Raw genomic sequence first — 19906 nt, forward strand, 5'->3', positions numbered from 1 at the left:
ATGTGGCAGGAATTTTTCCGTTTCGATCTGCGCTACCAGCTGCGCCAGCCGGTGTTGTGGGTATTGACCTTGCCGCTGATGGCGGCAGCCTTCCTGACCGCCGGCAGCAGCAGCTTCCGGCTGGGCGGCGGCATCGGCAACGTCCACTTGAACGCGCCGGTGGTGATAGCCAACCAGCTGGGGGTGTTGAGCATGATCGCCATGTTCCTGGTGGCCGTGTTCATCGCCGGCGCCGTGCTGCGCGACAGCGACGCCGGCATCGCCGACCTGCTGTACGCCACGCCGATGCGCAAGCGCGACTACCTTGGCGGCCGTTTCCTGGCGGGCTACGCGGCCTGCCTGCTGGTGTTCGTGCTGGTGCTGCTGGCGATGGTGCTGGGCTCCGCCACCTCCGGCGCCGATCCAGAGCGGCTGGGCCCTGTTTCGGCCGCGCCCTACCTGTGGAGTTTCGCGGTCTTCATCGTGCCCAACCTGCTGTTCGTGGCGGCGTTGCTGATGTTGCTGGCGGTGGCCGCGCGGTCGATGCTGATGGTGTATGTCGGCGTGCTGGGGTTTTTCGTGCTGTGGGCGATGGCCGGTTTGCTGGCCAGCCGGCCTGCGGGCGCCGCCATGGCGGCGCTGCTCGATCCCTTCGGCGTGCGGGCGCTGTCGCAGGCCACGCGCTACTACAGCGGCGCCGAGATGAATACCAGGCTGCCCGCGATGAGCGGCCTGCTGCTGATTAACCGCCTGCTATGGTCGGCGCTTGCCCTGACCCTGTTGGCGGCCACTATCCGGCTGTTCAAGCCGCAGCGTGCCGGTACCGCCCCGCGCTGGAATGGAAGGGTTGCGCGCATGGCCCGCCGGCTTGCGCCGCAGGCTCCGGCCGCATCCGCCGCATCCGCCGCATCTGAGTCGGCGCCGGCGGCGCGCGCGCAGTGGCGTCCCGTGGCGCCGCGCTCGGGCGCCGCCGTCGCGTGGCGGCAGTTCTGGGCGCTGCTGCGGCTCGACGCGGCCGGTGTGCTCAGAAGCGTGCCTTTCCTGGTGATGCTGTTGCTGGCGCTGGCCAACTTCGTCGTCAACGTCAGCGTCGGCGGCATGCGCTTCGACAGCGTGCCGTATCCGCTCACGCGCCTGATGCTTGATGAACTGGGCGATGGCATCAACTTCGTGCTGTCCATCGTGCTGCTGTTCTACAGCGGAGAGCTGGTCTTCAAGGACCGCCAGGCCGGGGTCGCGGATCTGAGCGAGGCGCTGCCGGTGCCCGGCTGGTTGCCGTTGTTGTCCAAGTGCGGTGCGCTGGTCGCCGTGATCGCCGCCTTCCTGGGCGCCGGCGTGCTGGCCGCCATCGCGATGCAGGTCGTCAAGGGCGGCGCGCCATGGGAACCGCTGCTGTATCTGCAAGGGACGCTGCTCAACGCCGGCTACTTCGTGCTGCTGGCGATGGCCTTGCTGGCGATACAGGTGCTGGTCAATCACAAGTTCATCGGCTATGCCCTGTCGATCCTGCTGGTCTGGCTCGATCCGCTGCTGGGCGCACTGGGACTGGAGCACCGCCTGTACCGCTACGCCGCGTTGCCGCAGCTGGTGTACTCCGACCTGAACGGCTACGGCGGCTTCGTCGCGGGCTGGCTCTGGTTCGCGCTGTATTGGGCGCTGTTCGCGGCTGCGCTGCTGATCGTGGCGCAGGCCTTCCAGCAGCCCGCCCGCGCCGCCGGCTGGCGCCTGCGCTGGTCGCGTGCGGCGGGCCGCTTGCGCGGCGTGGGCGGCTGGGCGCTGGCCGCCAGCCTCGCCGGCTTCGCCGTCGCCGGGGGCTGGATCTACTACAACACCAATGTGCTGAACCGCTACCAGTCCAGCGCCGAGCTGCTCGACGAACGCGCCGGCTACGAGAAGCTGTATCGCCAGTATCAGGGCGTGCCGCAGCCCGGCATCACGGCGATCAAGGCCGATGTCGCGATCTATCCGGCGCAACGCAGGCTGGCGATACGCGGCAGCTACCGCCTGACCAATCGCGGCACGACACCGATCGACATGCTGCGTCTGCAGACCGACACCGCCGCCAGCACGAGCTTCCCGCATCTGCCGCCGTATGGCGCGATCGTCGACGATCAGCGTTTCGGAGTGAAAGCGATCAAGTTGAAAACGGCGCTGGCGCCGGGCGCCACGCTGGATCTCGATTTCGTCGTCGACGTGCGCCACGACGGCTTCACCAACAGCGGCAAGCCCGATGGTCTGAACCTGAACGGCACCTGCTTCACCATTGAGAACTACTTCCCGCGCCTGGGCTACAACCCGTCGCTGGAAATCGAGGACCGTGGCGAACGGCGCCGGCGCGGCCTGGGCGAGCCGCACGGCATGCCCGGCCTGGACGACCCGCGCGCGCGCTACAGCAACTACTGGAAGCAATGGGGCATCGACGCCGACTTTGTCGACTTCGACGCCACCGTGTCCACCAGCGCCGACCAGACGGCGATCGCACCGGGCACGCTGCAGCGCAGCTGGGAACAGAATGGCCGCCGTTATTTCCACTACCGGATGGAGCGTCCGGTGCTGCCGTTCTTCTCCTTCCAGTCCGGCCGCTGGCAGGTGCGCAAGGAGCAGGCGAACGGCGTGTCGATCGAGGTGGACTACGACGCCCGGCACGCCTGGAACATCGACAGCATGAGCGCCGGCGCGCGCCAGTCCTTGCAGTACTACGCGGCGCAGTTCGGTCCCTATCCTGACCGGCAGCTGCGCATCGTCGAGTTCCCGCTGTACCAGCAGTACGCGCGCAGTTTCCCCGGCCTGGTGCCGTTCTCGGAATCGCTGGGCTTCATCAGCGACCTGCGCGACCCGGAAGGCGTGGACCATGTGTTCTACGTCACCGCGCATGAAGTGGCGCACCAGTGGTGGGGCGACCAGGTGATCGCCGCCAATGTGCAGGGCAGCGGCATGCTGACCGAATCGCTGGCCGAGTATTCGGCGCTGATGGTGATGGAGCGGCAGTTCGGCGCGGACAAGGTGCGGCATATCCTGCGCTTCGACCTGGACGCCTACCTCAGTGGCCGCGGCAAGGAGCTGGGCGAGGAACGGCCGCTGTACCGCAGCGAGAACCAGGCCTACATCGAATACCGCAAGGGCAGCCTGGTGTTCTACCGCCTGCGCGACGAGATAGGCGAGGCGGCGCTGAACCGCGCGCTGAAGGCCTTCCTGGACCGGCACCGCTACCGCAGCACGCCGTATGCGACCAGCCGCGATCTGCTGGCCTTCATCCGCGCCGAAACGCCGGCAAGCAAGCAGCAGCTGGTCACCGATCTGTTCGAACGCATCGTCCTGTACGACAATCGCATGACAGAAGCCGATGCGCGCCGCCGCGCGGATGGCCGCTGGGATGTGACGCTGAAGCTGCGCCTGGCCAAGCTGGAAGCGGACGGCAAGGGCCGCGAGACGCAGCGCGCCTATGACGAGCCGGTCGAGGTGGCGGTGTACGGCGGCGTTTCAACGCGGCGCGAGCTGTATCGCGGCAAGCATCAGCTGCGGGCGGGCGACGTCACGGTGACGGTGACGGTCGACCAATTGCCGGCCGAAGCGGAGGTCGATCCCCGCCAGCTGCTGATCGATCGCAATCTGGCCGACAACCGCAAGCCGGTGCAGATCAGAGCCGATTGAGCTGCTTGAACAGGATGGCGCGGCGGCGCGACATGCCGACCCTCAGGTCGCCCTGTAGCGTCAGCGCCATGCCGCCGGCCGGCGCCGGCGCGATGCCGGTGACGCGGGCAAGATTGACGATCTGGCTGCGGCTGATGCGCATGAATTTTGCGGCGTCGAGCCGCGCCTCCATTTGCGACAATGAACGCAGCAGCAAAGGACGGTGGTGGTCGAAATACACGCGGGTGTAATTGCCCTCGGACTCGAACAGCACGATGTCGTCCAGCGCGACGAACCAGCAGCGCTCTCCATCCTTGATGAACACCTTGCCGTCCTGCGGCGGCACGCTTGCAGCGGCTGTAGCCGGCGCCATTGCCGGTGCCGGCAAGCGCTTTTGCAGCGCCTGCGCCAGCCGTGGCGGATCGACGGGCTTGAGCAGGTAATCGAGCGCGCTGACGTCGAAGGCGCGGATCGCGTAACGGTCGTAGGCGGTGGTGAAGATCACTGCGGGCGGCTGGTCCAGCGCCATCAGCAGGTCGAAGCCGCTGCCGTCGGGCATTTGTACGTCGAGGAAAATCAGCTCCGGCGACAGTCGCGCGATCTGCTGCAGGCCTTCCTGCACGCCGGCGGCCTCGCCGACGATGTCCACCTGCGGATGCTCCAGCAGCAGGCGCCGCAACTCGTCGCGGGCCAGCCGTTCGTCGTCGATGATCAGGGCGCGCATGCGCTCTCCCTGGGCAGTGTCACGGTGGCGACGACCCAGCCGTCTTCCTCGGCCAGCAGGCAGCCGGCGCCGGGGCCGAACAACAGCACCAGCCGCTTGGCGGCATTGGCCAGGCCAAGCCGCGTGGAGCTGCTGTCCGCCGCCAGCCGGCCCTGGTTGGCGACGCGCAGCACCACCGCGCCGCCGCCGGCCTCGCGCTGTGCGGCAATGCGCACCTGGCAGGGGGCGACGCTGCGCTCCACGCCGTGCTTGATGGCGTTCTCCACCAGCGTTTGCAGCAGCATGGGCGGCAGCATCACGCCCTCCAGGCCCGGGGCGATGTCCTGCGCCAGTTGCAGGCGCTCTTCAAAGCGCAGCTTCTCCATGCCCAAATAGGCTTGCAGCGCCGCCAGCTCCTCGTCGAGCCGCACGGTGTCCGCCATGCCGGCCTGCAGATTGTGCCGCATCATGCCGGACAACTGGCCCATCGCGCGCGCGGCGGCCGGCACGTCCTGGAACATCAGCGCGCGGATGCTGTTCATGCTGTTGAAGAAAAAATGGGGATTGACCTGCGCCTGCAGGGCGCGCAGCTCGGCGTCCTTGACGTGGATTTCCAGTTGCAGCTTTTCGATTTCCAGCTGCGTGGCGCGACGCCGCGACAAGGCCAGCGTGTAGAGCAGGGTCCACAGCGCGAATACCAGGAACCACAGAACGGCGAGGATGGCCAGCGTGGCCGCCAGCTCGTCGTTGTCCTTGAGGATGGCGCCGTTGCGGAACAGGATTTCGGCCAGCACCACCGACGCCGTCTGCGCCACGCCGAGCAGCGCCAGGCCGGCGGCGATGCGTGCCAGCGGCAGCCCGCGTGGCTGCGCCAGCCAGCGGGTGCGGCGCAGCCAGGCACGCCAGCCGTGCGACAGCGCGAGCCCGGTCAGCGCGCAGAAGATCTTGGCGACCGAGAACCACAGCACGTAGACCGTAAAGCCCTTGCCCCACGAGGAGTAGACGCCCAGCGCCGCCAGCGTGCCCCAGCCCGCGCATTGCGCAAGCCAGTAGTCGCGGCGGCTGCCGGTCAGGGTGTCGGGCTGCATGCGGTGGCGGTCAGCCCTGTTGCAGCGGGATGATGCCGGGTACGGTGGCCGGCGTCGAGCATGGCTCTTCGTCGAAGGCGATGTCGCCCAGCGGATTGGCCTGGCCGTCGGCCTTGATGTCCTTGAAGCCGAACAGGTCGCGGTCCATCAGGTGCGACGGCACCACCGTCGACAGCGACGAGAAGATGCTCTCCACGCGGCCGGGGAATTTCTTTTCCCATTCGCGCATCAGGCCCTTGATCTGCTTGCGCTGCAGGTTTTCCTGCGAGCCGCACAGGTCGCACGGGATGATGGGGAAGCCTTTGACCGCGGCATAGCGCTCGCTGTCTTCTTCCTTCACATACGCCATCGGGCGGATCACCATGTGCTTGCCGTCGTCCGACACCAGCTTGGCCGGCATGCCTTTGAGTTTCCCGCCGAAGAACATATTCAGGAAGAAGGTCTCGAGGATGTCGTCGCGGTGGTGGCCCAGCGCGATCTTGTTGCAGCCCAGTTCATCGGCCACGCGGTACAGGATGCCGCGGCGCAGGCGCGAGCACAGCGAGCAGGTGGTCTTGCCTTCCGGGATCAGGCGCTTGACGATGCTGTAGGTGTCCTGGTTCTCGATGTGGAACGGGATGCCCAGCTGCTTCAGGTAGGCCGGCAGGATGTGGTCGGGGAAGTTGGGCTGCTTCTGGTCCAGGTTGACGGCGATGATCTCGAAGTTGATCGGCGCGCGTTCGCGCAGCGTCATCAGGATGTCCAGCAGCGCGTAGCTGTCCTTGCCGCCGGACAGGCAGACCATGACCTTGTCGCCTTCTTCGATCATGTTGAAGTCGCCGATGGCCTGGCCGACCAGGCGGCACAGGCGCTTGTGCAGCTTGTTGTTTTCCAGCGCGATCTTTTCGGCGGACTTGCCGCTCGGCGCGTCCGCTACGTTGTCGAGTACTGCGTTCATACGGTTTCCTTGATCTTGAATACTTCCACGCCCACGCCTTCGCAGTCCGGATAGACGTCCGGCTTCATGGTCGATACGCGGGCCGCGCGCACGCGCGGGTGTTCCAGCATGGCGGCGACGATGTCGTCGCACAGGCTCTCTTGCAGGTGGACGTGGCCGCGCGCCATCAGCTTGGCGATGGAGTCGCGCATGAAGTCGTAGTCCACCACTTCTTCCAGCTGGTCCTTGACCGGGGTCGAGACGGCCAGCGGGATGTACAGGTCGACGTTGATCAGCAAGCGCTGCTCGCCCTTTTTCTCGAACTCATAGACGCCGATGTTGATCAGCACTTCGTAATTGCGCAGGAACAGGCGGCGGCAGTCGTTCAGTTGCGGGTGGATCAGGGCGGACAGCATAGGATTACCTTTTCTCGATTGTATTCAGTATTCATTTGGCCAGCTTATTTCGCCAAAAACATCACGTCGCGCGGCAGCGGCATCAGGTGCTGGCCGCCGTCGACCAGCAGGGTGGTGCCGGTCAGCGCGCGCGCCGTGGCAGCGTAGACCACGCTGTCGGCGATATCTTCCGGGGTGCTGGAGCGGCCCAGCGGGGTTTGCCGGTGCGCGTGGGCGAAGCCGGCCTCGGTCTGGTCGCCGGACACCATGGTGATGCCGGGCGCGATGCCGACCACCCGCACCGCCGGCGCCAGTTGCTGCGCCAGCATGGTGGTGGCGGCATGCAGCGCCGCCTTGGACAGGGTGTACGACAAAAAATCAGGATTGAGATTGTACAGTTTTTGGTCGAGCAGGTTGATGACGACCCCTGGCGCATCGGCACCAGCCGCTTCCAGGGCCGCGTGCAGCGCCTGCGCCAGGATCACCGGCGCGGCGACGTTGGCGCGCATGTGGGCGTCCAGCCGGCCGGCGGTGAAGTCGGCGGCGTTGTCGTACTCGAACAGCGAGGCGTTGTTGACCACGCAGCGCAGCGCGCCCAGCGCGGCCGCCGCCTGCGGCAGCAGCGCGCGCACGGCCGCTTCGTCGGCCAGGTCGCAGGGCAGGGCGACGGCGCGCCGGCCCAGCGCCTCGATGGCGGCCACCACCTCGCGCGCCTCGGCCGCGGACGCGCGGTAGTGCACCGCCACGTCCCAGCCGGCGCGCGCCAGGCCGAGCGCGATGGCGCGGCCGATGCGGCGGCCCGCGCCGGTTACGAGCGCCACTGGAGCGGTGGATGGATGGTGCTTTGTCGTCATGGTCAATTTAGTTTGCATGTCGTTCCCGCGCAGGCGGGAACCCATGCTGAGTATGGATTCCCGCCTGCGCGGGAATGACGGTGTATTCGTTTCTGGCGGCCCGGCGCGCCGATTCGCTACAATGCCGGTTATGTCCCTACCTGTACCTTCCAGTGACGCGCTGGCCGCGTCCCACGCCCTGTCGCACCTGATCGCCGCCGAAATCGCGCGCAACGACGGCGCCATCTCCTTCGCCCGCTATATGGAACTGGCGCTGTACGCCCCCGATCTGGGCTACTACAGCGGCGGCTCCGCCAAACTGGGCAAAGATGGCGATTTTACAACCGCGCCCGAACTCACGCCGCTGTTCGGCGCGGCGGTGGCGCAGGCCGCCGCCGCTATTATCGCCCAAAGCGCGCCGCAGATCCTCGAATTCGGCGCCGGCACCGGCAAGCTGGCGTTCGACATCCTGACCGAGATGGCCGTGGCCGGGGTGGCGATCGAGCGTTATTTCATCGTCGAGCTGTCCGGCGAACTGCGCGCGCGCCAGCAGGAAAAGCTGCGCGACTTCCCCAACGTGCGGTGGCTCGATGAATTCCCCGACGCCTTCGACGGCGTGGTGGTCGGCAACGAGGTGCTCGACGCGATGCCGGTCCACCTGGTCACCAAGCACCCGCAAGGCTGGCAGGAGTTGCAGGTGACGGTGCGCGACGGCCGCTTCGATTATCTCGAAACCCCGGCCGGCGCCGAACTGCAGGCGCAGATCGAGCTGCAGATCCAGCAGCACGACAGCCTGCCGGTCGGCTACGTGACCGAGGTGCACGGCGTGGCCTGCGGCTTCATGGCGACGCTGGCGCGCATGCTGCGCAACGGCCGCGCCAACGCCGCCTTCCTGTTCGACTACGGCTTCCCGGCGCACGAGTATTACCTGGGCCAGCGCGCCACCGGCACGCTGATGTGCCACTACCGCCATCACTCGCACCCGGACCCGTTCTACTATCCGGGCCTGCAGGACATCACGGCCCACGTCGACTTCACGGCGATGGCGCTGGCGGCGCAGGAGGCCGGCGCCGAGGTGCTGGCCTACCTGAACCAGGCCGGCTTCCTGATCGGCGCCGGCGCCGGCGACTTGCTGCTGCGCACCGATCCGTCCGACGCGCTGCGCTATTTGCCGCAGGCCAAGGCCTTGCAAAAGCTGTTGTCGCCGGCGGAGATGGGGGAATTGTTCAAAGTGCTGGTGATCGGCAAGAACGTCATCTTGCCGGACGCCATTGCCGCCCAGGACCGCAGCCACCGCCTGTAGATTAAATGTTACAGTGATTAAAACAGCAAGGCTAAACCTTGCCTGATCGCCGAGCCGCTGAGTCGCCGCGCGCCAGATCGGCTATGATGAATGACGCGCGCTCGCCGGACAATTATTGGAACGATGGCAAAGATACACACTCACTATGACAACCTGAAAGTGTCGCGCATGGCGCCTCAGGAAGTCATACGTGCCGCCTACAAGGCGCTCAGTCAAAAATACCACCCGGACAAAAATCCGGGGGAGGAGAAGGCTGCGCGCATCATGGCCATCCTCAACAGCGCCTACGACACCTTGTCCGACCCCCAGCGCCGCAAGGAGCACGACGAATGGATCGCGGCCGAGGAGTGGGAAATCGAGTGGCTCGAGAGCACCCGCCACGAGGACGGCCATGGCCACGCTCGCGGCGACAAGCATCGCCACGACGGGCCGGAGCGGGCCTGGAGCCCCGAGGCGGTCGACGACGCGCCGCGGCCTCGCCGTCCCGCCGCCTGGAAATGGTGGGGCGGGCTGGCGGCCAGCCTGGTGCTGGGCTGGGTGGGCGGCGTGACCATGGTGTCCGAACCGCAGCTGCTGTCGTCCGCGCTGGCGGCGGCCTGGGGCGGCAAGACCGACAACGGCGGCGCGCGCGCGCAGGCCCGCGTGGTCGCGCGCGATCCCAAGGCCGAGATGCGCGAGGCCTGGGCCGGTACCCAGCCTTATTATCCGGAGGCGAACAGCAGCCGGCCGACGCTGATCAAGGTGCAGGCGCTGTCGCAGGTGGTGCTGCCGAATGCGGCCGCCGATTGCGACAGCGAGACCCAGACCCTGGTGGCGCCCAACGGTGAGCCCTGGCCGACGCAGTCCGGCTACATGACCGGCTTCCCGGTCGGTAACCGCGGCGACGACATGCAGCTGATGCTCGACAATGCGGGCAACGCCTCGGCGGTGTTCATCAAGATCTACGATACCGAGCGCCGCTCGAACGTGCGCTACGCCTACGTGCAGGCGCACGACAAGCTGGTGGTCGACAAGCTCTCCAACGGCAAGTACGAGATCCGCTACCAGAACCTGGATGTGGGCGCCAACCAGAGCGGCTGCGCGGCGGCCAGCCGCACGGCGGCGGCCAGCACGGCGCCGGCCGCGCCGCCGGTCAGCAATTAATCCGCGCTAAAACTCTTCCCACTCCGAATTCATCTCGGCCTTGGGCTTGGCCGCCGCTTTTGCGGCAGGCTTTGCGGCCGGCGTCGCTGCGGGCTTGGCGGCCGGCTTGGCTGCGGCCTGGGTGGGCGTCAGGCGCGGCGCGGCAGCCGGCGCCCTGGCGACGGCTCGTCGGGCCGCCACGGCCGGCGCCGCCGCAGCGTAACTGTCATCGAGCTTGAACACGCTGACCGAGGCCGACAGCGTGGCCGCCTCGTCCTGCATGCTTTGTGCGGCGGCGGCGGCCTGTTCGACCAGCGCGGCGTTCTGCTGCGTCATCTCGTCCATCTGCGAAATGGCTTCGTTGACCTGCTCGATGCCCATGCTCTGTTCCTGGCTGGCCGAGGTGATCTCGGCCATGATGTCGGCCACCTGCTGCACCGAGGTGACGATCAGGCCCATGGTCTGGCCGGCCTCGTCGACCACGGCGCTGCCGCCGTCGACCTTTTCCACCGAGTCGTCGATCAGCACCTTGATTTCCTTGGCCGCCGTGGCCGAGCGCTGCGCCAGGCTGCGCACCTCGCTGGCGACCACGGCGAAGCCGCGTCCCTGTTCGCCGGCGCGCGCCGCTTCCACCGCCGCGTTCAGCGCCAGGATGTTGGTCTGGAACGCGATCCCATCAATGACGCCGATGATGTCGACGATCTTGCTGGAGCTGGCCTTGATCGAGCCCATGGTGTCGACCACCTGGGCCACCAACTGGCCGCCGCGCGTGGCCACCGACGACGCCGAGATCACCAGCTGGTTGGCCTGGCGGGCGTTGTCGGCGTTCTGCTTGACGGTGGAGGTCAGCTCCTCCATGGTGCTGGCGGTCTCCTCCAGCGAGCTGGCCTGCGATTCGGTGCGCCCCGACAGGTCCATATTGCCGGTGGCGATTTCGCCCGAGGCCTGGTTGATGGTGGCGGTGCTGCGCCGTACTTCGTGCACGGTGCGCGCCAGGCTGGTGTTCATGTGCTGCAGCGCGGCCAGCAGCTCGCCGGTTTCGTCGCTGGCGCGCACGTCGATGCTGGTGCTCAGGTCGCCGGCGGCCACCGACTTGGCGATCGCCACCGCTTCTTCCAGCGGGCCGGTGATCGAGGCCGTGATCCACACCGCCAGCGCGCCCGAGACGATCAGCGCCACCACCCCCAGCACGATCATCATGGTGCGCGAGAAGTCGATGTGGCCGGTGGCGACCTTGCCGCCGTCCTCGATGTCGCTCTTCTGCTGCTTGACCATGGAGCCGGTCAGCTCTTCCAGCGTGTCGAGCAAGGGGAAGGTTTCGCGGTTCATCAGTTCGGCCGCCTTGTCGCGCTCGTCCGCCTCGACCAGGTCGGCCACCTTCAGGAAGGAGGTGTTGTAGCTGGCGCGCGCCGCCTGGATCCGGGCCAGCAGCGCCTTCTCGTCGGGCGTCTCGGTCAGCTGGCCCAGCGTGGCCAGCGCGGCGTCGATGACTTTCTTGTCCTGGTCGATCCGCTCGTAGCTCTTGGCGCGCTGCGCCTTGTCGCTGATGACGAACAGGGCCAGCACGCGGCGCGCATCCTCGCGCGCGGCGGCGTCGATGGTGGCGGCGGCCGAGGCGCTCGGCCAGTCGCGCTCGACGATGCCCTTGGCGCTCTGGCCGACCGCGCCGAAGCGGCCGATGGCGGTCACGATCATGATCAGCATCAGCAGCAGCAGCAGGCCAAAACCGGCGCCGAGGCGGGTCTTGATTTTATAGTCGGTCAGGTTCATTGGAGGTTCCGTTTTGAAAGGGTCAGTTGGCGGCGGCGACGTCGGTCAGGCCCATCTCGGCGCTCGACATCAGCTTGTCGATATCGACCAGGATCAGCATGCGCTCTTCGATGGTGCCCAGGCCGATGATGTAGTCGGAATTGAAGGCGGTGCCCATCTCCGGCGCCGGCTTGAGCTGGTCGGGCGTGAGGGTGGTGACGTCCGAGACCGAATCGACCACCATGCCGACCACGCGCCCGCCGATGTTGAGGATGATGACCACGGTGAACTGGTCGTACACCGGCTCGCCCAGCTTGAACTTGATGCGCATGTCCACCACCGGGATGATGATGCCGCGCAGGTTGATCACCCCCTTGATGAACTCCGGCGCGTTGGCGATGCGGGTGACCACCTCGTAGCCGCGGATCTCCTGCACCTTGAGGATGTCGATGCCGTATTCCTCGGCGCCCAGGGTGAAGGCGAGGAACTCCCTGCCGGCGATGTCCGATGCGTTTTCTTGCATGATTATGGTCCTTGAAATATTGATCTGACCGCGATACGCCTTGGTCGGCGAGCGCGCCGCAATCCTTACAATGACGGCGCTAGCGTATCAGAGTCGGGCCGCGCTGACGAGCGCGGAACGGCCGCGCATGGGCGAAAAACGCACGCCTGTTGCTATCAATTTCGAAGGGGGTTGTCACAGGGGGGGAATCTGATTATGCTAGGACCAAGACAGCCACGGGCCCAGCCCCAGGAGATGTGATGACAGATTCCACCGCCGCAGACGACAACTGGCTGATCCAGGAGGACGAGGAACCAGCACCGGTTGACGGCACGGGGTCGCCGGACCAGCGCTTGTGGCGGGTGCTGATCGTCGACGACGACGTCGACGTCCACGCGGTCACGCGGCTGGCGCTGCGCAACGTCTCCTTCAAGGGCCGCGAGCTGGAACTGTTCTCGGCCTACAGCGGCCGCGAAGCCTACGACTTTTTGCGCGACACGCCGGACATCGCGCTGGTGCTGCTGGATGTGGTGATGGAAACCGACGACGCCGGCCTGCTGCTGGCGCGCCGCATCCGCGAGGAGCTGCACAACGCCATCGTGCGGGTGGTGCTGCGCACCGGCCAGCCGGGCCAGGCGCCCGAGCAGCGCGTGATCATCGAATACGACATCAACGACTACAAGGCCAAGACCGAGCTGACCACGCAGAAGCTGTTCACCACCGTGATCTCGGCGCTGCGCGCGTATGAAAGCCTGAACATGCTCGAGCGCAGCCGCATCGGCCTGGGCAAGATCCTGGCCGGCGCCACCAATCTGTACCAGATCCACTCGCTGCGCGAATTCGCCTCCGGCGTGCTGAACCAGGTCAGCGCCATCCTCGACGTCGGCGCCGACGGCGTGCTGTGCCTGATGCAGGGCGACACCGGCGTCACCAGCGTGGTGGCGGCCACCGGCAGCTATGCCGCGCTGAGCGAATCGGAGCTGATGCCGACCGCCCATCCGCTGTGGCCGACCATCGCCAAGGCCTTCGCCGAAAAGAAAAGCCAGTTCGACCACCCGGCCAATGTGTTGTTCATCCACACGCAGGAAAACCGCGAGGTGGCGATCTCGGTCACGCCGCCATGGCCGCTGGCGCAGATCCAGCGCGACCTGCTGGAAGTGTTCTGCCAGCGCATCGCCGCCGCGTTCGACAACCTGTATATGTTCGGCCAGCTGCGCAAGGCGCAGGAGGCCACCGTGGTGGCGCTGGCCGACCTGGCCGAGTTCCGCGACAGCGGCACCGGCGGCCACGTGCGGCGGGTGCAGATGCTGTCGTCGTCGCTGGCCCAGCGGCTGGCCGGGCGCGGCGTCTACGCCGACGAACTGACGCCGCAGCTGCTCGACATGATAGGCCTGGCCAGCATCCTGCACGATGTCGGCAAGGTCGCCACGCCGGACCACATCCTGCTCAAGCCGGGCATCCACACGCCGGAGGAGCGGGCCGAGATGCAGACCCACGCCGCGGTCGGCCGCACCATCCTGGAACGCGCCGCCAACATGGTCGACGGCGTCAGCTACCTGACCTACGGCGCCGAGATCGCCGGCGGCCACCACGAGCACTACGACGGCAACGGCTATCCGAACCAGCTGGTGGGCCGCGACATTCCGGTGTCGGCCCGCATCGTCGCCGTGGTCGACGTGTTCGACTCGCTGCTGCACGAGCGTCCGTACAAGGACCCGTGGCCGCACACCGAGGTGATGACCTATATCACCGACCGCGCCGGCAAGCAGTTCGACCCCGAGGTCGTGGCCGCGCTGCTGGACCTGATCGAGCGCGATCCGACCATCGGCCACACGCCGGACTAGGCTGCGCCCGCCGCGGGCGCACCCAGCCGCCCAGCACCACGCCAGGACATGCCATGCCATCGACCCCGCTCCCGTCCGACAGCGAACTGCGCCCCGTGCGCGGCGCGCTGCTGAAAAAGCTCAGCGGCGACGAGGGCATGTTCGCGCTGGGCGCGTCGGTGGCGCGGGTGGTGCAGATGGCCGATTCCGACGACCAGGGCACGCAAAACCTGGCCTACTACGTGCTGTCGGACGTGGCGCTGACGCAGAAGGTGCTGCGGCTGGCCAACACGCCGACCTACCGCGCCGCCGGCGGCACCGCCGTCACCACCATCTCGCGGGCGATATCCCTGCTCGGCTTCGACAACGTCAAGACCACGGCGATGGCCATGCTGCTGGTCGACACGCTGGCCAACAGCCGCCACGCGCACAGCGTGCGCATCGAGCTGGAGGCGGCGCTGTGCGCCAGCCTGGTGGGGCGCGAGATGGCGCGCCTGAGCATCTACCAGGGCGCCGAGGAGGCGGCCATCGGCGCGCTGTTCAAGAACATCGGCGCGCTGGTGGTGGCCTCGCACGAGCACGGGCTGTTCCGCGAGATCGGCCTGCTGACGTCGGCCGGCAAGCTGACCGAGGCGCAGGCCGCGCTGCAGGTGCTGGGCTGCAGCTACGACAGCCTGTCGGCCGCCATCCTCAACGAATGGAAGATCCCGGACGTGATCGTGCGCTCGCTGGCGCCGCTGCCGCCGGGCGCCTGCAAGCCGGCCGCCAGCCGCCAGGAGTGGATGCGGCAGGTGGTGGCGTTCAGCATGGAGACGGCGCGGCTGCTGGCGCGCCGCCTGGGCGCCGACAGCGCCGAGGGCAGGGCGCTGGAGCAGCGCTACGGCGCCGCGCTCAATCTGGACCGCGAGCGCTTGACGCAGCTGTTCGCCACCGTGTCGCGCGACATGGACAGCCTGCTGGAGAGCCTGCAAATGGGCGCGCAGGCCGATCCCGACGACGGCGCGCCCGGCCTGCCCAGCGTGCTGGCGCAGGCGACCATGGGCGCGGACGAGGCGCCGCAGGGCAACCATCTGAGCGGCAAGCCGTACAACGCCCGCGAGCAGTTGCTGGCCGGGGTGCAGGAGGTGACGCAGATGCGCGCCGGCGGCCACGGCAAGGTCAACGACATCATCCAGGCGGTGCTGGAGACGCTGTACCGCGGCATGGGCTTCCGCTTCGCCACGGTGTGCCTGAAGGATGTGCGCACCGGCCAGTACCGGGCGCGGGTGGCGTTCGGCGAGCTGTACGCGGAGCGCCAGGCCGGCTTCGTCTTCCCCAGCGCCGCCGGCGACGACCTGTTCCACCTGGCGATGCAGAACAACGCCGACCTGATGATCGCCGACGCCAGCGCGCCGAAGATCCGCGCGCTGCTGCCGGACTGGCACCGCCGCCTGCTGCCCGACGCCCGCAGCTTCATCGTGCTGCCGCTGGTGGTCAATTCAATCCAGCTGGGCCTGTTCTACGCGGATCGCGCGCTGCCGGCGCCGGAGGGCGTGCCGCCCGACGAGACCTCGCTGATCCGCGCCCTCAAGGGGCAGGTGCTGGTGGCGCTCACGCCGGCATGACGTCGGCCGGCGCCATGCTGACACTGCGCACCATGGCCTCGAACTGCGCCACCGGCATCGGCCGCGCGAACAGATAGCCCTGCGCCTCGTCGCACTGCTTGGCGCTGAGGAAGTCGCGCTGGGCCTGCGTCTCGACGCCCTCGGCCACCACGCCCAGCCCCAGCGAGTGGGCCAGCGCGATGGTGGCGGCGACGATCACGGCGTCGTTCGGATCGCTCTCGATATCCTTGACGAAGCCGCGGTCGATCTTGATGCGGTCGATCTCGAACAGCTTCAGGTAGCTCAGCGAGGAATAGCCGGTGCCGAAATCGTCGATCGCCACCTTGAAGCCGCGCGAGCGCAACTCGATCAGCAGCGCGCGGCTGCGCTCCGGATCCTGCATCGCCGCCGATTCGGTGATCTCCAGCTCCAGCAAGGCCGGGTCGATGCCGTGGGCGTCGACCAGCCGGTCCAGGTGCGGCAGCAGGCCGGCGCCGTGGCACTGGCGCGCCGACAGGTTGACCGCCAGCCGCAGGTGCGCCAGCCCCGGCGCGCGCCATGAGGCCAGCAGGTGGCTGGCCCGTTGCAGCACCCAGTCGCCCAGGGGCAGGATCAGGCCCGACTCCTCGGCGATCGGGATGAAGCGGTCCGGCCCCACCATGCCCAGCTCCGGATGGTGCCAGCGCAGCAGCGCCTCGGCGCCGATGATGCGGCCGGACGCCAGCTCGACCTGCGGTTGCAGGTACAGCTCGAATTCGTTTTGCTCGAGCGCCTGCCACAGGCGGTTCTCCAGCATCAGGCGCTCGTGGGTGGCGCTGTTCATCTCGGCCGAGAAGAACTGGAAGTTGCCGCGGCCCTGGCTCTTGGCCGCGTACATGGCGGTGTCGGCGTGGCGCAGCAGGGTGCTGCCGTCCTCGCCGTCGGACGGGAACATGGCGACGCCGACGCTGGCGCCGCTGTGCACCGTCTTGCCCTGCAGGTGGTAGGGCGCGCCCAGCGATTCGACGATGCGCACCGCGATGTTGGACGCCTCGTCCGGCGTCACGCTGCCGGAGGTGACGACGATGAATTCGTCGCCGCCGAGGCGGGCGATGGTGTCGACCTCGCGCAGCAGCTCCTGCAGGCGCTGGGCCACGGCGACCAGCAGCAGGTCGCCGGTCTGGTGGCCGTGGGTGTCGTTGATCTTCTTGAAGTGGTCGAGGTCGATGAACAGCACCGCCGCCGTGCCGCCGCCGCGGCGGGTCTGGGCCAGCAGCTGGTCCAGCCGCAGGTTCAGCGACAGGCGATTGTCGAGGCCGGTCAGGGTGTCGTGGTGGGCCAGGCGGTGGATGCGTTCCTGCGCCAGCTGCTGCGCGGTCAGGTCGTGCAGGATGGCGACGAACAGGTGCTCGTCGGGCAGCTCCACTTCGCTGACCGACATCGCCAGCGGGAATTCGTTGCCGTCGCTGCGCCAGCCGGTCAGCTCGTATTCGTGGGTGACGCCGCAGGCGATCATGCGCAGCAGGCCGGCCGCGTCCAGTCCGGCGGCGTCGCCGACGCCGACCGGGATCAGGCGGTCCAGCGGCAGCTTGGTCATGTTTTCCGGCGCGTAGCCGAACAGGCGGCCGGCGGCGGCGTTGGCCGACATCAGCAGGCCGTCGCCGTCGATGGTGAGGATGGCGTCGGCCGCCTTGTTGAGGATGGCCTGCAGACGCGCTTCGCGTTCGCGCAGGCGCGCGGTGCTGTCCTTGACCTGGGCCTGGATGCGCGCGCGTTCGCCGCTGATCAGCATCATCAGCGTGCCCAACAGGCCGGTCAGCAGCAGGCCGCAGGTCAGCACGGTCCAGCTTTGCCAGCCGCGCTGCTGCTGCAGGTAGGCCGGGGTCGGCGCCAGCGTCAGCTCGTAGATGCGGCCGCCGAAGTGCAGCTGGCGCTGGAAGTCGCCCGGCTCCGGCGCCCGTTGCAGGCTGTCGCGCACCAGGTGGCGCGGGCCGTCGTCGTCCATGTCCTCGAAGCGGATCAGGAAGTGGCCGAACTCGGAACGCTTGAGCGCCTGGTCCAGGTAGGCGTCGAACTGCATCGAGATCAGCAGCGAGCCGATGGCCTGGTGGCGGTTGTTGTTGGGGTAGACAGTTTGCAGCAATAGCAAGCCGGAGCTGGCCTGCTCGCGTATCAGTTGCAGCGGCGCGGTGGCGGTCGGCTGGCCGGACTGGATGGCGCGCTCGAGCGCGGTGCGGCGCTGCGCATCGGCCAGGAAGTCCAGGCCCTGGTAGACGCGGCTTTCGGCCGGCTCGATGTAGGTGGCGACGAAGTAGCGCTGGCGCGGCGCGGCGGCGACCAGGGCGCCGGCGGCGTCGCGCTGGCGGATTTCGAAGCCCGGCGCGATCTGGGCGCGGCCCCAGGTTTCGAAGGCGGCGCGCTCGTCGCCGGCCACCGGCGTCAGCCAGGCCATCGACAGCAGCTCGGGGCGCTGGTCCAGGTAGCCGTGCGCCAGGTTGCCGAAGTCCTCGGCGCTGAGCGTGCGGCGCGGGTCGTTGAGGGCCTTGGCCATGGCGTAGATGAAGCGCTCGTGTTCGCTGAACTGCGCCTGCAGCAGGTCGCCGGTCTGCTGCGCCTTGAGGCGGAACGCCTGCAGCTGCTGGTTGTTCTCCCAGCGGTCCGCCTGCAGGTAGATGGCGATGAAGGCCGCCGCCGACAGCAGCAGCGGCAGGCCGACCAGCAGGCGCCGGCGCGACCACAGCGCGCGCGGGCGGCCGATGACGATCCAGGTCAGCGGCGCCGCCAGCAGGATGCCGATGGTGTCGCCCATCCACCAGGCCAGCCAGTCGAGGATGAGGGTGTCCCAGCGCAGGATGCCGAGCAGGGCCATGCCGGTCAGCGAGACGGTGCTGCTGATGACGGTGACGCCGGCCGCCAGCAGGATGAAGCGCACCACGTCGCGGCCGGAGCCGATGGCGGGGTCGATATAGCGGCGGAACAGGGTGCTGCCGGCCCAGGCTTGCAGCGAGGCGCCCAGCGCCGGGAAGCAGGCGCCGGCCAGCGCGGTGGCGCCGATGCCGCCGGGGCTGAGGAAGGGATAGATCAGGTTGACCGTCAGCGAGCCCAGCGCCACGGCCGGCAGCAGGCGGGCGCCGCCGAGCACGCAGCAGGCCAGCGCCAGGCCGGCCGGCAGGAAGATCGGCGAGGCGTAGCCGGGCGGCAGCGCCAGCAGCAGGCCGAGACGGCCGGCGACGAAGTAACAGGCCATCAGGCCCAGATTGGCCAGCACCAGGCTGCGCAAACTACCGCTACGGTTGTTCAACTGCGGGGCTCCAGGTCTCAGTATCGTGGGCCGATTGTATAGGAATTCGTTGAACGTAAAAACAACACTTGCACATTTGCAGTTGGTGCAGTTAAAATCTCGCCCCGAAGCAGACGGTTCATCTTCACGGCGCGAATGAGTAAGTAAAAAACGCGGTGCGGGGTTGACAGGTCAAAGAAGTTGCTTCATACTCTGCGGTTCCTCGCGGAGGGGTGGCCGAGTGGTTAAAGGCGACAGACTGTAAATCTGTTCTTTCGAGTACGCTGGTTCGAATCCAGCCCCCTCCACCAAGTTTTTGCAAAAAGACTGGTTATGCAAGTAGATGCGCAAGTAGATGAAGTAAGAATTGAACAATCCTCGCGGGTGTAGCTCAATGGTAGAGCAGAAGCCTTCCAAGCTTACGACGAGGGTTCGATTCCCTTCACCCGCTCCAGTATTGTTGCAATGCAGTAGTACCCCATAAGCCCTTTTAGCTCAGTGGTAGAGCACTCCCTTGGTAAGGGAGAGGCCACGTGTTCAATCCACGTAAAGGGCACCAGAATTCGCAGTATCCCGCAGCACCGCAGCATATAAATACATACGCAGCACTATCAAAGACAGTCGGGCACGAGCCCAGGCAATCACACCAAATCGTTAGGAGTCTAAAATGGCAAAAGAGAAATTCGAGCGGACCAAGCCGCACGTTAACGTCGGTACCATCGGCCACGTCGACCACGGCAAGACCACCCTGACCGCTGCGATCGCTACTGTTCTGTCGAAGAAATTCGGCGGCGAAGCTAAAGCATACGACCAGATCGATGCTGCTCCAGAAGAAAAAGCACGCGGCATTACCATCAACACCGCGCACGTCGAGTACGAAACCGCTACCCGCCACTATGCTCACGTTGATTGCCCAGGCCACGCCGACTACATCAAAAACATGATTACCGGTGCTGCGCAGATGGACGGCGCGATCCTGGTTTGCTCCGCAGCCGACGGCCCAATGCCACAGACCCGCGAG

Annotated in this window: 14 protein-coding genes and 3 tRNA genes; 9 read left to right on the forward strand and 8 right to left on the reverse strand. The window is 67.2% G+C overall.

Going from position 1 to position 19906, the window contains the following annotated elements; all coding sequences use genetic code 11:
- A complete protein-coding gene (locus tag RUGAMON1_RS30910) occupies nt 1-3630 on the forward strand; it encodes a M1 family aminopeptidase (protein WP_445234105.1) in 3630 nt (1209 codons plus the stop codon).
- Here RUGAMON1_RS30910 and RUGAMON1_RS30915 read toward each other — a convergent pair.
- From RUGAMON1_RS30915 to RUGAMON1_RS30935, 5 genes are read right to left on the reverse strand one after another with little or no spacing between them, the layout of a single operon-like run.
- A complete protein-coding gene (locus tag RUGAMON1_RS30915; protein WP_445234106.1) occupies nt 3617-4333 on the reverse strand; it encodes a LytR/AlgR family response regulator transcription factor in 717 nt (238 codons plus the stop codon). The two genes, RUGAMON1_RS30910 and RUGAMON1_RS30915, sit on opposite strands and share 14 nt — an antisense overlap.
- The gene (locus tag RUGAMON1_RS30920; protein WP_445234107.1) at nt 4321-5400 is read right to left on the reverse strand and encodes a sensor histidine kinase; all 1080 of its coding nucleotides are present in this window, start codon (nt 5398-5400) and stop codon (nt 4321-4323) included. The genes RUGAMON1_RS30915 and RUGAMON1_RS30920 overlap by 13 nt, the downstream gene beginning before the upstream one ends.
- Nucleotides 5401-5410: 10 nt before the next feature.
- A complete protein-coding gene (gene ttcA / locus RUGAMON1_RS30925; protein ID WP_445234108.1) occupies nt 5411-6337 on the reverse strand; it encodes a tRNA 2-thiocytidine(32) synthetase TtcA in 927 nt (308 codons plus the stop codon).
- Nucleotides 6334-6732: a dihydroneopterin aldolase gene (locus RUGAMON1_RS30930; RefSeq protein ID WP_445234109.1), complete on the reverse strand. Its 399-nt coding sequence runs from the start codon at nt 6730-6732 to the stop codon at nt 6334-6336. The genes ttcA and RUGAMON1_RS30930 overlap by 4 nt, the downstream gene beginning before the upstream one ends.
- Nucleotides 6733-6776: 44 nt before the next feature.
- The gene (locus RUGAMON1_RS30935) at nt 6777-7583 is read right to left on the reverse strand and encodes an SDR family oxidoreductase (protein ID WP_445234110.1); all 807 of its coding nucleotides are present in this window, start codon (nt 7581-7583) and stop codon (nt 6777-6779) included.
- A gap of 112 nt (nt 7584-7695) precedes the next feature.
- On the opposite strand from RUGAMON1_RS30935, the gene RUGAMON1_RS30940 reads away from it, so the two are divergent.
- A complete protein-coding gene (locus RUGAMON1_RS30940; RefSeq protein ID WP_445234111.1) occupies nt 7696-8847 on the forward strand; it encodes a class I SAM-dependent methyltransferase in 1152 nt (383 codons plus the stop codon).
- A 123-nt stretch (nt 8848-8970) separates the two neighbouring features.
- A complete protein-coding gene (locus RUGAMON1_RS30945; protein ID WP_445234112.1) occupies nt 8971-9990 on the forward strand; it encodes a J domain-containing protein in 1020 nt (339 codons plus the stop codon).
- 6 nt (nt 9991-9996) lie between these two features.
- Here RUGAMON1_RS30945 and RUGAMON1_RS30950 read toward each other — a convergent pair whose 3' ends face one another.
- Both RUGAMON1_RS30950 and RUGAMON1_RS30955 read right to left on the reverse strand, forming a co-directional pair.
- On the reverse strand, nt 9997-11739 hold the full coding sequence (locus tag RUGAMON1_RS30950; RefSeq protein ID WP_445234113.1) for a methyl-accepting chemotaxis protein: 1743 nt from the start codon (nt 11737-11739) through the stop codon (nt 9997-9999).
- A 22-nt stretch (nt 11740-11761) separates the two neighbouring features.
- The gene (locus RUGAMON1_RS30955) at nt 11762-12241 is read right to left on the reverse strand and encodes a chemotaxis protein CheW (RefSeq protein ID WP_445234114.1); all 480 of its coding nucleotides are present in this window, start codon (nt 12239-12241) and stop codon (nt 11762-11764) included.
- Between the two features lie 239 nt (nt 12242-12480).
- Between RUGAMON1_RS30955 and RUGAMON1_RS30960 the strand changes: the two genes are divergently transcribed.
- Nucleotides 12481-14064, forward strand: a complete 1584-nt coding sequence (locus tag RUGAMON1_RS30960) for a DUF3369 domain-containing protein (protein WP_445234115.1) — start codon at nt 12481-12483, stop codon at nt 14062-14064.
- A gap of 53 nt (nt 14065-14117) precedes the next feature.
- Complete coding sequence (locus tag RUGAMON1_RS30965; RefSeq protein WP_445234116.1) at nt 14118-15647, forward strand: HDOD domain-containing protein; 1530 nt, start codon at nt 14118-14120, stop codon at nt 15645-15647.
- Here the strand turns inward: RUGAMON1_RS30965 and RUGAMON1_RS30970 are convergent.
- A complete protein-coding gene (locus tag RUGAMON1_RS30970) occupies nt 15634-18906 on the reverse strand; it encodes an EAL domain-containing protein (protein ID WP_445234117.1) in 3273 nt (1090 codons plus the stop codon). The genes RUGAMON1_RS30965 and RUGAMON1_RS30970 overlap by 14 nt on opposite strands.
- A 206-nt stretch (nt 18907-19112) precedes the next feature.
- Here RUGAMON1_RS30970 and RUGAMON1_RS30975 point away from each other — a divergent pair.
- From RUGAMON1_RS30975 to RUGAMON1_RS30990, 4 genes are all read left to right on the forward strand, one after another.
- Nucleotides 19113-19196 (forward strand) — tRNA-Tyr (locus tag RUGAMON1_RS30975).
- Between the two features lie 69 nt (nt 19197-19265).
- Nucleotides 19266-19339 (forward strand) — tRNA-Gly (locus RUGAMON1_RS30980).
- Nucleotides 19340-19369: 30 nt separating this feature from the next.
- Nucleotides 19370-19444: transfer RNA gene (locus RUGAMON1_RS30985), tRNA-Thr, on the forward strand.
- A gap of 108 nt (nt 19445-19552) precedes the next feature.
- A partial coding sequence (locus tag RUGAMON1_RS30990) for a GTP-binding protein (RefSeq protein ID WP_445233959.1) occupies nt 19553-19906 on the forward strand: 354 nt, incomplete at its 3' end.

The sequence above is a fragment of the Duganella rhizosphaerae genome (genome assembly GCF_040364205.1).
Taxonomy (GTDB): Bacteria; Pseudomonadota; Gammaproteobacteria; order Burkholderiales; family Burkholderiaceae_D; genus Rugamonas; species Rugamonas rhizosphaerae.

Coding starts and splice junctions, on each gene's coding strand:
- RUGAMON1_RS30945 (WP_445234112.1), top strand. CDS start 8,971: ATGGCAAAGATACACACTCACTATGACAACCTGAAAGTGTCGCGCATG.
- RUGAMON1_RS30930 (WP_445234109.1), bottom strand. CDS start 6,732: ATGCTGTCCGCCCTGATCCACCCGCAACTGAACGACTGCCGCCGCCTG.
- RUGAMON1_RS30965 (WP_445234116.1), top strand. CDS start 14,118: ATGCCATCGACCCCGCTCCCGTCCGACAGCGAACTGCGCCCCGTGCGC.
- RUGAMON1_RS30920 (WP_445234107.1), bottom strand. CDS start 5,400: ATGCAGCCCGACACCCTGACCGGCAGCCGCCGCGACTACTGGCTTGCG.
- RUGAMON1_RS30935 (WP_445234110.1), bottom strand. CDS start 7,583: ATGCAAACTAAATTGACCATGACGACAAAGCACCATCCATCCACCGCT.
- RUGAMON1_RS30910 (WP_445234105.1), top strand. CDS start 1: ATGTGGCAGGAATTTTTCCGTTTCGATCTGCGCTACCAGCTGCGCCAG.
- RUGAMON1_RS30940 (WP_445234111.1), top strand. CDS start 7,696: ATGTCCCTACCTGTACCTTCCAGTGACGCGCTGGCCGCGTCCCACGCC.
- RUGAMON1_RS30955 (WP_445234114.1), bottom strand. CDS start 12,241: ATGCAAGAAAACGCATCGGACATCGCCGGCAGGGAGTTCCTCGCCTTC.
- RUGAMON1_RS30950 (WP_445234113.1), bottom strand. CDS start 11,739: ATGAACCTGACCGACTATAAAATCAAGACCCGCCTCGGCGCCGGTTTT.
- RUGAMON1_RS30915 (WP_445234106.1), bottom strand. CDS start 4,333: ATGCGCGCCCTGATCATCGACGACGAACGGCTGGCCCGCGACGAGTTG.
- RUGAMON1_RS30960 (WP_445234115.1), top strand. CDS start 12,481: ATGACAGATTCCACCGCCGCAGACGACAACTGGCTGATCCAGGAGGAC.
- ttcA (WP_445234108.1), bottom strand. CDS start 6,337: ATGAACGCAGTACTCGACAACGTAGCGGACGCGCCGAGCGGCAAGTCC.